This is a genomic window from Quadrisphaera sp. KR29 (assembly GCF_052644995.1).
Window position 1 is genome coordinate 180,724 of sequence record NZ_JBQXXG010000008.1, and the last position, 12,823, is coordinate 193,546.

A 12,823-nucleotide genomic window follows, 5' to 3' on the forward strand; every position below is an offset into this window, starting at 1 on the left:
GACCCGGAGGCACGACATGGCACCGAGCACCGCCGCCACCACCCCCACCGACGACGCGCGCACCGACGAGCACCCGGTCGAGCAGCAGCCCGACTGGACGCCGCTGGCCAACCCGCGCCGCGTCCGCGTCTGACCTCCGCGCCGCCTCCGCGGCGGTGGGTGGCGAAAGGCCCGTGCGCTGGGAGCGCACGGGCCCTCGCCGTCCCCGGCCGGGCGTCGGGCGGGAACCGGTGTCAGCTGAGCACGCGCAGGCGCACCGTCTCCGGCATGGCCTCCAGCTCGGCCAGCACGGCCTGCTCGACGCGGCTGGCCACGTCGGTGACCACGTAGCCCAGCTGCCCCCGCGTGGTCAGCGACTGCCCGACGATGTTCACGCCGTGCCGGGCCAGCACCGAGTTCACGGTGGCGAGCACGCCGGGCACGTTCTGGTGCAGGTGCCCCAGCCGGGTGCCGTGGCCTGCGTCGGTGATGACCTGGGGCAGGTTGACCGCCAGCGAGGTGCTGCCGTGCGCTGCGTAGTCGCGCAGCTTGCCGGCCACGAACCTGCCGATGTCCTCCTGCGCCTCCTCGGTCGAGCCCCCCACGTGCGGGGTCAGGATCGTGTTCGGGAGCCCCCGCAGGCGGGAGTCGAAGGGGTCGCCGTTGCGCCGGGGCTCGTTGGCGAAGACGTCGACGGCGGCGCCGGCCAGGTGGCCGGAGACCAGGTGGTCGCGCAGCGCGCCGTGGTCCACCACGAAGCCGCGGGAGAGGTTGAGGAAGATGGCCCCCGGCTTCATGGCCGCGAACTGGTCGGCGCCGAACAGGCCGCCGTTCCCGGCGCGGCCGTCCACGTGCAGGGTCACGACGTCGGCGAGCGCGAGCACCTCCTCCATGCTCGACAGGCGCACGGCGTTGCCCATGGCCAGCTTCTCCGCGGTGTCGTAGAAGACCACCCGCATGCCGAGCGCCTCGGCCACCACCGACAGCTGGCTGCCGATGTTGCCGTAGCCGATGATCCCCAGCGTCCGCCCGCGCACCTCGTGGGAGCCGGCCGCCGACTTCTGCCACACCCCGGCGTGCAGCGCGGAGTCGAACACCGTCAGCTGGCGCGTCAGCGCGATCACCTCGGCGATGACCAGCTCCACCACCGAGCGCGTGTTGGAGAACGGGGCGTTGAACACCGCGACGCCGCGGGCGGCGGCGGCCTCGAGGTCGATCTGGTTGGTGCCGATGCAGAAGGCGCCGATGGCCTCCAGGTCGGGCGCGGCGTCCAGGACGGCCTCCGTGACGTGCGTGGTGGACCGGATGCCCAGGAGGGTGACCCCGGGCAGGGCCGCGACCAGCTCGGCCTCGGACAGCGCACCGGGGCGCTGCTGCACCGGCACCCCGGCCCTGCCGAGCACGTCGACGGCGAGCGGGTGGATGTTCTCCAGGAGGAGCGCCGACGCGGCGCCCCGGGATCCGGCGCGGGTCGCGCTCGCGGTGCTGGCGGTCACGGGCGTCCATCCTGCCGCACCGTCCGGACGCGCCCCCCACCGCCGGCGGGGCCAGGATGGCGGGTGCCCACCCGTCTGCTGCTGCTCGCCGACACCCACGTGCCCGTGCGCGCCCGCGCCCTGCCCGAGCAGGTGCTCGCCGCCGTGGACGCCGCCGACCTCGTCGTGCACGCCGGGGACTGGGTGGGCGAGGCCGTCCTGGACGACCTGCAGGCCCGCTGCGCCGCCGCCGGGGCCCGCCTGCTGGGGGTGGCCGGCAACAACGACGGTCCCGCGCTGCACGCCCGGCTGCCCGAGGTGGCCCGCGCCGACGTCGAGGGGCTGCGGCTGGCCGTCGTCCACGAGACCGGAGCCGCCGGCGGGCGCGAGCGGCGCTGCGCGGCCGCCTTCCCCGACGTCGACGTCCTCGTCTTCGGCCACAGCCACATCCCCTGGGACAGCACCGCCCAGCGCCCCGACGGCAGGGCGATGAGGCTGCTCAACCCCGGCTCGCCCACCGACCGGCGCCGCCAGCCCGCCTGCACCTACCTCACCGCCGTGGCCGACGCCCGGCAGCCGGGCGTGCTGCGCGACGTCGTCCTGCACCGCCTGCCGCTGCGTGGGCCGACCCCCGCCGGGTAAGGACCCCGCGTGCGAGCAGCGACCGGGCGGGGCGCCCCCGGGCCCGGCCACCACCCGGCGGGCCACCACCCGGCGGGCGACCACCCGGCGGGCCACCACCAGGCGGGCCGCGCCGAGCGGCTCGCGCTCGCGGTGGCCCGCCAGCACGGGCGGTGCCTGTGGTGCGGCCGCGACTTCGGGCCGCTGGTGGCGGCCACCACCGACCACCTCGTGCCGCGCGTCAAGGGCGGTCCCAGCTGGCCGGAGAACGAGGTGGCGGCCTGCTCGCGCTGCAACGGCCAGCGCGGGCACACCACCCCGGCCGACTGGTTCGCCGAGTGCGAGCGGCGGGGCTGGCACCCCGACGCCGCTGCCGTGCGCGCGGCGCTGGACGCCCTGGACGGGGCGGTGGGCGACCGCGGCGGCCAGCGCCGCGCCCGGCCCTACCTGGCCGCCCAGCGCCGCCGGCTGGCGAGGATGGGCGGCGGCGAGGGGTGAGCCCGGCGGCGGGCTGGCAGACTCGCTGAGCGTGAGCCCGGCACCCGCCGCCCAGCCCCCGGCCGAGCACCGCGCCGAGCACGTCCGCGTCCGCCACACGGCCGCGCGCGTGGAGGACCGCCTCAACAAGCTCCTCGCCACCCACCTGCGCCGCCGCGGCTGGACGCCGCGGGTGCTCGGGTACGCCTCCTACGGCGGTGAGGGCTGGGTGCGCGTGCTCGGGCGCGTGCTGGCCACCCGGCCGCCCGAGCAGGACGCGGGCGGGGACGGCTCGCCGGTGCCCGAGGGCCCGTACGACCCGGTGGCGCTGCGCGACTGGGTCGGCCCGCTGGACCGCGACCAGCTCAAGGAGCGGGCGCTGACGGCGCTGCGCGGCTGGCGGGCCTTCATCTCCGCGCCCGTCGAGGGCGTGGCGGTGTGGGTCGCGGTGGGAGACCAGGTGCACCGCCTGGTCTCCGAGCGCGGTGGCTACCTCGACGCGCGGGTGCCCTCCGACCTGCCGCCCGGCGTGCACGACGTCACCTTCTCCACCGCCCCGCCCGGACGGGCCGACGCCGACGAGCGCACCGGCACGCCCTCCACCGCGCGCGTCACGGTGGTCAGCGCCGACCAGCGCGACGGGGTGGTCTCCGACATCGACGACACCGTGATGGTCACCTCGCTGCCCCGCCCCCTCATCGCGGCGTGGAACACCTTCGTGCTGCACGAGCAGGCCCGCAGCCCCGTGCCCGGGATGGCCGACCTGCTCACCTCGGCCGTGCAGGCCCACGAGGGCACGCCGGTGCTCTACCTGTCCACCGGCGCCTGGAACGCGGCGCCGACCATCGCGAGGTTCATGCTGCGCCACGGCTACCCGCCCGGGCCGCTGCTGCTGACCGACTGGGGGCCCACCAACACCGGCTGGTTCCGCAGCGGGCAGGAGCACAAGCGGGCGGCGCTGCGGCGCCTGGCGCAGGAGCTGCCGCACGTGCGCTGGCTGCTGGTCGGCGACGACGGCCAGCACGACCCCGAGATCTACGGGGAGTTCGCCCGCGAGCACTCCCAGCACGTGCGCGCGGTGGCCATCCGGCAGCTGACGGCCGCCGAGCAGGTCCTGGCCCACGTGCTGCCCGTGCCCGTCTCGGGCTCGGCGCGCTCGGGCGTGGTGGCGGCGGTGCCGGAGGTGCGGGCGCCGGACGGGGTGGGCCTGGCCCACCAGCTGCGCCAGGCGGGGGTGCCGCTGGCGCGGCAGGTGTGGCTGCCCCCGGAGGAGACCGCCCCCGTCCACTGACCCCCCCGGGTCGTGATCACGGCCCTGCGGCCGCCACAGTGGTCGGCGTGGGGACCGGATCGCTCAGCCTGCTCGACTACCGCCGGCGGGTGGCGCAGCTGTACGCCGACGTGCGCCGGACCGCGGCGCAGGAGTCCCCGCGCGCCGCGCACGACCTGTGGCGCGCCGCCCGCGACGAGCTCTACGCCACCCACCCCGACACCCCCCTGCTGCCCGACGACCCGCGCCGGCGCACCGGGCTGCCCGTGGCTCCCTACGACCCCGACCTGCGCCTGGCCGCCGCCGTGGAGCCCGCTGACCCCACCGAGCCGGGCCACGAGCTGCGCGTCACCACCGGGACCGACGGCGAGGTGGTCTTCACGCGCCTGGGCCGCGCCGCGACGCCGCTGGGCACCCTGGACCTGTGGTGGCTGTCCGGCTACGGCGGCGGGGTGTGGCTGCCGGTGCGCGACGGCTCCTCGGGCACCAGCAGCTACGGCGGGGGGCGCTACCTGCTCGACACCGTCAAGGGCGCCGACCTCGGCGCGGTGCCCGGCTCACCCCAGCAGCTGGTGCTCGACCTGAACTTCCTCTACAACCCCTCGTGCGCCTACGACCCGGGGTGGGCGTGCCCGCTCGCCCCGCCCGGCAACCGCCTGGGGGTGGCCGTGGAGGCCGGCGAGCTGGCCTGAGGCCTCAGGCGGCGACCAGCGCGGCCACGGCCCTCAGGTCGTCCACCAGCGCGGCGTAGGCGGCGTCGCGGGCGTCCTCGGGGGTGCGCAGCACCGCCGAGGGGTGGGTGGTCACGAAGAAGGTCCGGAGGCCCCGCGTCGTCTCGCGCTCGATGGGGTGGCCGCGGTCCTTGCCGATGCGCACCGCCGGCCCGAGCAGCGCCTTGGCGGCGGTGGCCCCGAGCAGGACGACGACGCGCGGGTCCACCAGGCGCAGCTCCTCGGCCAGCCACGGCTTGCAGGCGGTGATGTGCGCGGCCTCGGGGGTGGCGTGGATGCGCCGGTTCCCCCGCGGCGTGAACCTGAAGTGCTTGACCGCGTTGGTCACGTAGACCTGGTCGCGGGCCAGCCCGGCCTCCTCCAGCGCCCGCTGGAGCAGCTGCCCGGCGGGCCCGACGAAGGGGATGCCGCGCCGGTCCTCGGAGTCCCCGGGCTGCTCGCCGACCAGCGCCACGGCGGCGCGGGCGTTGCCCGCGGAGAAGACCACCTGGGTGGCGGGCTCCCACAGCTCGCACCCCCGGCACGCCGGCGCCGCGGCGCGCAGGGCGTCCACGCCGTCGGGGTGCTCGGGCACCCACTGCTGCGCGCCCGGGCGCTCCACGGGCTCCGCCGTCCCCGCCATCAGACGGCGACCCTGCCGCGCAGCGGGCCGCGGCCGGCCAGCACGGGCGTCGGGCCCCCCTCGCCGGAGCGCATGCCGGCGACGAGGTCGTCCAGCGCCGCCCTCGCCGTCGTCGTCGGCCTCCACCCGAGGGCCTTGAGGCGCGAGCAGTCCAGCAGGGGCGTGCCGGCGGCCAGGTCCACCCAGCCGGGGTCGGTGGGCTGCAGGCGGGCGCGCCAGGAGGCGCCGGCCGCCGACCGCAGCAGCGAGACCGGTGCGCGCACGCGGCGCCGGGCGCCCAGCCCCTCGGCGAGGTCGTCGGGGCGCAGGGCGTCGTCGGCGGCGGCGTTGTAGGCGCCGGTGGCGCGCTCGGGCCCGGCGGACAGGAGGTGCCACAGGCCGTCGGCCAGGTCGTCGGCGTGCACGACGGGTGCCACGAAGGCGTCCGGCAGCGGCAGCAGCGGCAGCACGCGGGTGCGCCGCGGCCCCACGCCCCCCAGCACCCCGGTGGGCAGCAGGGGGCCGCCGAAGTAGCGGGCGATCTCCGCGCCGGCCTCGCGCTGCAGGACGAGACCCGGCCGCACCCGCGCGAGCGCCGGGGAGCCCGGCTGCTGCTCGGCGACGTCGAGGAGGTCCTCGGCGCCGACCTTGTCCTGGCTGTAGCCGGAGGTCGCCACGCCGGTGCGCGGCCAGGACTCGTCGACCACGGGCTTGCGCAGCGGGTCCGGCACGGGTGCGTACACCCCGGTGGAGGAGGCGTGCACCAGGTGCGGCACGCCGGCCTCCCGGGCCGCGGTGAGCACCGCCCGCGTGCCGTCGATGTTCACCGCGCGCATGGCCGCCCGGTCGTGGCTGGGCTGGATGCGCCACGCCAGGTGGACGACGGCGTCGACGCCCTCCATGGCCTCGCGCAGCGCGCCGGTCGCCCACGGGGCCGCCAGGTCGACCCCGTGCCAGCGCACCGGGGCGCCCGGGGAGCGCTGCGCCGCGGGGCCCGCGGCCGGGGTCCGCCGGGCGACGCCGGAGACCGCGACGCCCTCGCGGGCGAGCCGGCGCAGCAGCGCCGTGCCCACGTTGCCGGTGGCGCCGGTGACGAGCACCCGGCGCGGGGCCCGGCCGGAGCCGCGGGAGGCGGTGGCGGGGCCGGGGGAGGAGGCCATGCAGCGAGCCGACCACGCCGGCGCGCGCACCGCGACCCGGCGCCGTAGGTTCGGACACATGACCGAACAGACCCCCGCCCAGAGCTCGCACGACCACGCCCGCACCACCCCCGAGCAGGCCGGCACCGGCTCCCAGGCCGACCCCACGGCGGTCAAGGACCCCGAGACCTGGGTCACCGGGGACGAGCCCGCCACCGGCGCCCAGCTCAGCTACCTGAGCACGCTGGCCACCGAGGCCGGCGAGCAGGTGCCCGACGGCCTCAGCAAGGCGCACGCCTCGGAGATGATCGACGAGCTGAAGCAGCGCAGCTCGAGGGTCTCGGAGGGCTGACCCCTCCGGCGCGCCCGCGCTCGCCCGGGTCGCGCCGCCGGCGGCGTGGCAGGCTCCCCGTCGTGACCTCGACGACGACGGCGCGCGCCCTGCGCGAGACGGGCCTGCAGTGGCGCCCCGCGAAGGGGGACAGGTTCGTCATCCCCGACCGTGAGATGGACGACGTCGTCTTCGTCGTCTCGGACATGACCATCGAGGCCCACGACCTCCCCTCCGGCCAGGTGCTCGGCTTCAACGGCACCACGGAGTGGGCCCTCGACAGCGTCGACGCCGCCGAGGTGCTGTGGCTGCCCCGCGAGGGGCAGCTGCGCGAGCACCTCGGCGCCGCCATGGTGTCGCTGCGTCCCCTGGGGGCGGGCGGCGGGACCTGGGGCGTCACCACCCGCCGCGAGGGCGGCGCCGAGGTCACCACCGCCGCCGAGGACGCCGAGGAGGCCTACGCCCTGGCGCTGCTGGCGCTGCGCGCCACCACCGCCCGCCAGCTGCTGCCGGTGGCGGCCGGCGGGCTGGCGGCCGTGCTCGCGCCGCTGCCCGCCGCCGCGTGGTCGGCCACGCCCCCCGGCGGGGTCCTGACCGTGGCCGACGTCGTCGCAGGCGCGGTCGGCGGGCTCGGGGCCGACCCGGCCAGCAGCTGGCGCGGCGCCCTGGCGGTGCTGCTCGAGGCGTGGACCCGCTCCCTGGAGGGCGGCGCCGGATCCGGGGCGGCGGGCCGGCCCACCGGCGCCGAGGGCGCCGACCCCTCCGCGGTCGCCGAGGTCACCGACCCCTCGGCGGTCGCCGAGGCGGGGGCGAGCGGAGTGCTCGTGGACCTCGCCGGAGCCACCTGGGACGCCGCCGCCGCCTCCGGGGCGGCCGACCCGGGTGCTGCGCTCGACCCAGCGGTCGTCGCGTGCGCCCTGCAGCACGTGCGCGCCTGGCCGGCCTCGGCTGCGCTCGCGGGGTCCTCGCAGCGGGGCGGCCTCGCGGAGCTGCTCGAGCTCACCGGTCGGCGGCGGGGCCCGGTCCGCTGACCCGGTCCGCTGAGCCGGCCCGCTGACCCGGCCCGCCGACCGACGGCTCGGCTCCCGCGGGGCGGGTCAGACCGCCTCGTCGGCCTCCATCGCCAGCCACTCCGGGCCGGCCACGTAGGCCTGCACCGCCATGCCGGCGGCCCCGCGGCCCCAGGCGGAGGAGTCGTCGCTGCGGACCACGAGGTCCACGGGGGAGGCCTCCGGGTCCCTGCTGGTGTGCAGGGCCTCCACCAGCGCGGCGCGCCCGGCGGTCGCGACGCCCACGGCGTCGCCGGTCAGGAGCACCCGCTCGACGGCCGTGAAGGCGGCGACCGCGGCGACCAGCGCCCCGAGGTGGTGCGCGGCGTCGTCGACCACCAGCTGCGCCACGGGGTCGCCGGCGACGGCCAGCGACACCAGCTGCGCGGCCGTCACCGGGCGCCCCAGGGCCAGGGTCCCGGCGGCCTCGAGAGCGGGCAGGGTCAGCAGCGAGGTCGCGCACCCGCGGTGCCCCGAGGGGCAGCGCGGCCCCGAGCTGTCGAGCCGGTGGTGCCCGACCAGGTGCAGGGCCGTGTCGGGGGTCTCGACCACCCGGTCGTGCACCACCAGGCCGTAGCCGACGCCCGCGCCGACGGCGAGCACCGCGAAGGACCTCGTGGCCCGCCCCTCACCGAACCAGTGCTCGGTGCGCGTGAAGGCCTGCATCCCGTTGCCCACGACGACGCGCCGCCCGAGGCGCTCGGCCAGCGCGGAGCGCAGGTCCACCGGCGTGCGCCACCCCAGGACGCGGGCGCGCCGCACGACGCCGCCGGCGTCGACGTGGCCGTCGAGGCTGACGCCGACCTCGTCGACGGCCGCGACGCCGCCCGACCCGGCGGCCAGCGCGGTGACCAGCCGGGCCGTGGCGTCGGCCACGGCGGCGGGGGAGGTGTCGGGCAGCGGGGCGTCCTCGCGGGCGAGCACCTGGGCGCGCAGGTCGGTGACGACGCCCCAGGCGGTGTCGCCGGTGACGTCCACCCCGATGAAGCGGTGGCGGTCGGCGGGGACGTCGAGCGGGCGCGTGGGCCGGCGCGTCTCGGGGTCGGCCGCCGGGGGCGCCTCGACCAGCAGGCCGCTGGCGATGAGCGGCTTGGACAGGCGCGTGAGGCTGCCGGCCGACAGCCCGAGGCGGCGCGCGAGCTGGCTGCGGGGCAGGGGGCCGTGGCGCAGCACCTCGACGGCGACGTCGTGGACGGCGCCCGCAGCCGCGGGGTCGGGCTGGGCGGGGGGACCGGCGGCCGGCGTGCGCGCGGGCGCGCCGGGAGCCGGGGGGGCCGCCAGGCGCGGCGCACGGGGCACCCGCCCGAGCGCTCCGCGGGTGGGCGGAGGGCCGGGGGCCGTGCTGGACGCGTCCACGGACCTCCTCGTCCCGTCGTGCGGGGGCCCAAGGTGCCAGCGGACGGGGGCCGGGTCAACCGCGGGAGAGACGGCTCGGGACACGGTCTGGACACGGCCAGGTCACGGCGAGGTCACGAACAGGCGGTTCCGCACCGAAACCCACAGACCCGAACATCCCGGGGCACGGGTGGTCCGGCTTTCCGGTTGACGCGCCGGAGCGTGTGGGTCGAAACTCTGCGATCAGTGGTGGGCGCGAGCCCACCGTGGGCCCCGCAGGTCGGTGCGGGGCCGCCGAGTGGACGAAGGAGCCCACACGATGCGCATCAGGTCACGTCAGGGTCGCGCCGCCGGCGCGCTGCTCACCGCCGGTCTCGTCACCGTGCTGACCGCCGGCTGCCTGCAGCAGTCCGGCGGGGGCGGCGGTGGCGGCGGTGGTGGTGGCGGCGGCAACGACGACGGCACCGTGACGATCATGTACGGCTTCACGGACTCGAGCTCGGACCAGTTCCAGGCGGAGATCAACAAGTTCGCCGAGGCCGAGGGCATCACCGTGAGGTTCGAGCCCACGCCGGACTTCAACACCGTCATCGCGACCCGCGTCACGGGCAACAGCGCGCCGGACATCGCGATCTTCCCGCAGCCCGGCATCATGAGGTCCTTCCAGCAGGACCTGGTGCCGCTGGGTGACGTGGTCGACCAGGCCAACCTCGACGCCATGGTCCCCGGCATCGTCGAGGCCGGGCAGATCGACGGCGACCAGTACGCGCTGCCGATGAGCCTGAACATCAAGTCGATCGTCTTCTACCCCAAGGGCCCCTTCGAGCAGGCCGGCCTGGCCGCTCCCACGACGCTGGACGGCCTGCAGCAGCTCACCGACCAGGTCAAGGCCACCGGGACGGCGCCGTGGTGCTTCGGCATCGAGTCGGCCGCGGCCACCGGGTGGCCGGCCACGGACTGGATCGAGAACCTCATGCTCATCCAGAACGGCCCCGACGTGTACAACCAGTGGGTCCAGCACGAGATCCCCTTCAACGACCCCAGCGTGGTCCAGGCCGCTGACACGATGAGCCAGCTGCTGCTCACCGAGGGCAACGTCAACGGCGGCCGGCAGTCGATCGCCAGCAACAACTTCGCCACCGCGGCCAACCCGATGTTCGACACCCCGCCGGCCTGCTACATGTACCGGCAGGGCAACTTCGTGGCCCGCGACGGCGGCTTCCCCGACGCCGTCCTGCAGGACCTGGACAACACCGTCGGCGTCTTCCCGATGCCGGGCCTGACCGAGGCCGACAAGCCGGTCCTCGGCGGCGGTGACCTGGCCTCGATGTTCAACGACACCGAGGACGCCCGGAAGATCATGAACTACATGGCGTCGGCGGACTTCGGCGCCGACTGGGCGCAGGCCAACGGGTTCATCTCCCCGCGCACGGACTTCGACCAGAACAACTACCCCAACGAGCTGACCAAGCAGATGGCCGGCTTCGCCTACGACTCCACGGCGTTCGTCTTCGACGGCTCCGACCAGATGCCCGGCGAGGTGGGATCCGGCTCCTTCTGGCGCGAGATGACCGCCTGGATCTCCGGGTCCGAGGACGAGCAGACCGCGCTCGACAACATCGAGGCCAGCTGGCCCGCGACCAGCTGACGCGCTCCGGCCCGACGACGCCGGGCTCCTGCACCAGGGGCCCGGCGTCGTCGGCTGCGGGGACCGGTGGCGCCAGCCGCGGGCCCCCACCACACTCAGCCCACCCACCTGGTCGAGCGGACGTGGAGGTCCCATGACCATCACCATCTTGAACGCGATCATCGCGGTGGTCGGCGGCGTCATCGGCGCGGTCGTCCTGTACTGGATCCTCAACAAGCTGACCGAGCTGCTGCCCAGCAAGCCGCAGGAGCTCATCAAGCCCTACGTCTTCATCCTGCCGGCCTTCGCCGCCCTGGGCTTCTACCTCATCTACCCGTTCGTCCAGACCTTCGTCTACAGCTTCGCCAACCGGGACAGCTCCGCGTGGGTCGGCCTCGCCAACTACCAGGCGCTGTTCGCCTCCCCGGGGTTCCGCACGACGCTGTTCAACACCTTCCTGTGGATCCTCATCGTCCCCAGCTTCGCGATCGTCTTCGGGCTGCTCATCGCCACGCTGGCGGACAGGCTCCGGCCCACCGGCGAGAAGCTGTCCAAGACGCTGATCTTCCTGCCGCTGGCCATCAGCGCGGTCGGCTCGGTGGCCATCTGGGGGCTCATCTACCGGGCGCAGCCCGCCACGCAGAACCAGACGGGCCTGCTCAACGCCGTCTGGACGGCGCTGGGGGGCGACCCCGTCAACTGGCTCCAGCTGCAGGACGGCAAGGTCAACAGCTTCCTGCTCATGGTCATCCTCATCTGGACCCAGGCCGGCTTCGCCATGGTGCTGCTCTCCGCGGCGATCAAGGGCGTGCCCACCGACACCCTGGAGGCGGCGCGCATCGACGGCGCGGGCGAGGGGAAGATCTTCTTCTCGATCGTCATCCCGCAGATCCGGGCGACGATGCTCACGGTGTTCATCACCGTGCTCATCGGGGTGCTGAAGACCTTCGACGTGGTCTACGTGGCGACCAACGGCAACTTCGGCACCAACATCATCGCGCTGAACTTCTACCAGGCGCTGTTCGTCTCCCGCGACGCCGGAGCGGCCTCGGCCATCGTGGTCATCCTCATGGTCGTCATCATCCCGTTCCTCATCTACCAGATCCGCCAGTTCCGGGCCGAGGAGGCAGCGCGATGAGCCAGTCGACCACCGTCCCCCCGGCACCGGTCCCCGGCCGGACCACGGACCCCGACAACGTCGCCCTGCGCAAGCGGCGCAAGCCGCGCTCCGGCGTCGGCGACGACGTCGGCGCCCCCGCGCCGATCTGGGTGCGCGTCGTCCTCGCGCTGCTGTGCCTGGCCTGGGTGCTGCCGATCTTCGGACTGGCCGTCACGTCCTTCCGCGCCCGCGACGACGCCAACACCAGCGGCTGGTGGAGCCTGCTGACGAGCCCCTCCCAGCTGAGCCGCCTGACGGTGCAGAACTACGCCGACGTCTTCGAGCGGGCGCCGATGGCCCAGGCCTTCGTCAACTCCCTGGCCATCTCCATCCCGGCGACGATCATCCCGATCCTCGTGGCGGCCTTCGCGGCGTACGCCTTCACGTTCATGGAGTTCCCGCTGCGGAACACCCTGCTCATCATCGTCGTCGCCCTGCTCGTCGTGCCGGCGCAGGTGGCGTTCGCGCCCATCCTCAACATCTACGGCCAGCTCGGCCTCAACGGGCAGTTCATCGCGGTGTGGGGCGCGCACATCGGCTTCGGCATGTCCCTGGCCATCTACCTCATCCGCAACTACATGGCCACCCTGCCCAAGGAGGTCATCGAGTCCGCCAAGATCGACGGCGCCAGCCACTTCCAGACCTTCTGGAAGCTCATCGTCCCGATGTCGGTGCCCGCGCTGGCGTCCTTCGCGATCTTCCAGTTCCTGTGGGTCTGGAACGACCTGCTGGTCGCGCTGATCTTCATCGGTCCCGGGCCGAACCAGCCCCTGACCATCGCGCTGGTCTCCCTGCTGGGGCAGCAGGGGCAGGGCGACCAGCTGCTCACCGCCGGCGCGTTCTTCACGATGATCCTGCCGATCATCGTGTTCCTCTCGCTCCAGCGGTACTTCGTGCGCGGCCTGACGGCGGGCTCCGTCAAGGGCTGAGCGCTCGCGCCCCAGCGGGGGGGGGGGGGGGGGGGGCCCCCGGGGGGGCGGGCCGGGGGGGGGGCGGGGGGGCCGGCCCCCCCCCCCCCCCCCCCCCCCC

The 12,823-nt window shown here is 75.6% G+C and carries 13 protein-coding genes; 9 read left to right on the plus strand and 4 right to left on the minus strand.

Features of this window, described 5'->3' with window-relative positions; translation table 11 throughout:
- Positions 1 to 233: 233 nt before the first annotated feature.
- On the minus strand, positions 234 to 1,475 hold the full coding sequence (gene serA, locus ACUN9U_RS09735) for a phosphoglycerate dehydrogenase (protein WP_445484751.1): 1,242 nt from the start codon (positions 1,473 to 1,475) through the stop codon (positions 234 to 236).
- A gap of 63 nt (positions 1,476 to 1,538) precedes the next feature.
- Here serA and ACUN9U_RS09740 point away from each other — a divergent pair, with 63 nt between their 5' ends.
- The 4 genes from ACUN9U_RS09740 (at position 1,539) to ACUN9U_RS09755 (ending at position 4,514) form a co-directional block, all read left to right on the plus strand.
- Positions 1,539 to 2,096, plus strand: coding sequence for a metallophosphoesterase family protein (locus ACUN9U_RS09740; RefSeq protein WP_445484752.1), 558 nt, complete (start codon positions 1,539 to 1,541; stop codon positions 2,094 to 2,096).
- Positions 2,097 to 2,228: 132 nt separating this feature from the next.
- Complete coding sequence (locus ACUN9U_RS09745; RefSeq protein ID WP_445484773.1) at positions 2,229 to 2,573, plus strand: HNH endonuclease; 345 nt, start codon at positions 2,229 to 2,231, stop codon at positions 2,571 to 2,573.
- A 31-nt stretch (positions 2,574 to 2,604) separates the two neighbouring features.
- Positions 2,605 to 3,843, plus strand: coding sequence for an App1 family protein (locus ACUN9U_RS09750; RefSeq protein WP_445484753.1), 1,239 nt, complete (start codon positions 2,605 to 2,607; stop codon positions 3,841 to 3,843).
- A gap of 47 nt (positions 3,844 to 3,890) precedes the next feature.
- Positions 3,891 to 4,514, plus strand: a complete 624-nt coding sequence (locus ACUN9U_RS09755) for a DUF1684 domain-containing protein (RefSeq protein ID WP_445484754.1) — start codon at positions 3,891 to 3,893, stop codon at positions 4,512 to 4,514.
- Positions 4,515 to 4,518: 4 nt separating this feature from the next.
- Here ACUN9U_RS09755 and ACUN9U_RS09760 read toward each other — a convergent pair whose 3' ends face one another.
- Positions 4,519 to 5,175, minus strand: a complete 657-nt coding sequence (locus ACUN9U_RS09760; RefSeq protein WP_445484755.1) for a UdgX family uracil-DNA binding protein — start codon at positions 5,173 to 5,175, stop codon at positions 4,519 to 4,521.
- Positions 5,175 to 6,314, minus strand: a complete 1,140-nt coding sequence (locus ACUN9U_RS09765; protein ID WP_445484757.1) for an NAD-dependent epimerase/dehydratase family protein — start codon at positions 6,312 to 6,314, stop codon at positions 5,175 to 5,177. Before ACUN9U_RS09765 ends, ACUN9U_RS09760 begins: the two co-directional genes overlap by 1 nt.
- Positions 6,315 to 6,372: 58 nt before the next feature.
- Between ACUN9U_RS09765 and ACUN9U_RS09770 the strand changes: the two genes are divergently transcribed.
- Together ACUN9U_RS09770 and ACUN9U_RS09775 are read left to right on the plus strand one after the other, a co-directional pair.
- Positions 6,373 to 6,645, plus strand: coding sequence for a DUF3072 domain-containing protein (locus ACUN9U_RS09770; RefSeq protein ID WP_445484758.1), 273 nt, complete (start codon positions 6,373 to 6,375; stop codon positions 6,643 to 6,645).
- Between the two features lie 62 nt (positions 6,646 to 6,707).
- Entirely contained in the window at positions 6,708 to 7,655 is a 948-nt protein-coding gene (locus ACUN9U_RS09775; RefSeq protein ID WP_445484759.1) for a hypothetical protein, read from the plus strand.
- 66 nt (positions 7,656 to 7,721) lie between these two features.
- Here the strand turns inward: ACUN9U_RS09775 and ACUN9U_RS09780 are convergent, their stop codons facing one another.
- Positions 7,722 to 9,029 carry an ROK family protein gene (locus tag ACUN9U_RS09780; protein ID WP_445484760.1) on the minus strand — a complete coding sequence of 436 codons (1,308 nt, stop codon included), beginning with the start codon at positions 9,027 to 9,029 and terminating at the stop codon, positions 7,722 to 7,724.
- Between the two features lie 298 nt (positions 9,030 to 9,327).
- Here ACUN9U_RS09780 and ACUN9U_RS09785 point away from each other — a divergent pair, with 298 nt between their 5' ends.
- The 3 genes from ACUN9U_RS09785 to ACUN9U_RS09795 all read left to right on the plus strand — a co-directional run bounded on the left by ACUN9U_RS09785 (position 9,328) and on the right by ACUN9U_RS09795 (position 12,723).
- On the plus strand, positions 9,328 to 10,656 hold the full coding sequence (locus ACUN9U_RS09785) for an ABC transporter substrate-binding protein (RefSeq protein ID WP_445484762.1): 1,329 nt from the start codon (positions 9,328 to 9,330) through the stop codon (positions 10,654 to 10,656).
- Between the two features lie 133 nt (positions 10,657 to 10,789).
- Entirely contained in the window at positions 10,790 to 11,773 is a 984-nt protein-coding gene (locus tag ACUN9U_RS09790; RefSeq protein WP_445484763.1) for a carbohydrate ABC transporter permease, read from the plus strand.
- Positions 11,770 to 12,723 (plus strand): carbohydrate ABC transporter permease, encoded by a 954-nt coding sequence (locus ACUN9U_RS09795; protein ID WP_445484764.1) that lies wholly within the window; start codon positions 11,770 to 11,772, stop codon positions 12,721 to 12,723. The genes ACUN9U_RS09790 and ACUN9U_RS09795 overlap by 4 nt, the downstream gene beginning before the upstream one ends.
- Positions 12,724 to 12,823 lie beyond the last annotated feature (100 nt).

Excerpts from the sequence above, each read along its gene's own strand:
- ACUN9U_RS09790 (WP_445484763.1), top strand. The coding sequence starts at position 10,790 with ATGACCATCACCATCTTGAACGCGATCATCGCGGTGGTCGGCGGCGTC.
- ACUN9U_RS09760 (WP_445484755.1), bottom strand. The coding sequence starts at position 5,175 with ATGGCGGGGACGGCGGAGCCCGTGGAGCGCCCGGGCGCGCAGCAGTGG.
- ACUN9U_RS09785 (WP_445484762.1), top strand. The coding sequence starts at position 9,328 with ATGCGCATCAGGTCACGTCAGGGTCGCGCCGCCGGCGCGCTGCTCACC.
- ACUN9U_RS09770 (WP_445484758.1), top strand. The coding sequence starts at position 6,373 with ATGACCGAACAGACCCCCGCCCAGAGCTCGCACGACCACGCCCGCACC.
- ACUN9U_RS09765 (WP_445484757.1), bottom strand. The coding sequence starts at position 6,314 with ATGGCCTCCTCCCCCGGCCCCGCCACCGCCTCCCGCGGCTCCGGCCGG.
- ACUN9U_RS09795 (WP_445484764.1), top strand. The coding sequence starts at position 11,770 with ATGAGCCAGTCGACCACCGTCCCCCCGGCACCGGTCCCCGGCCGGACC.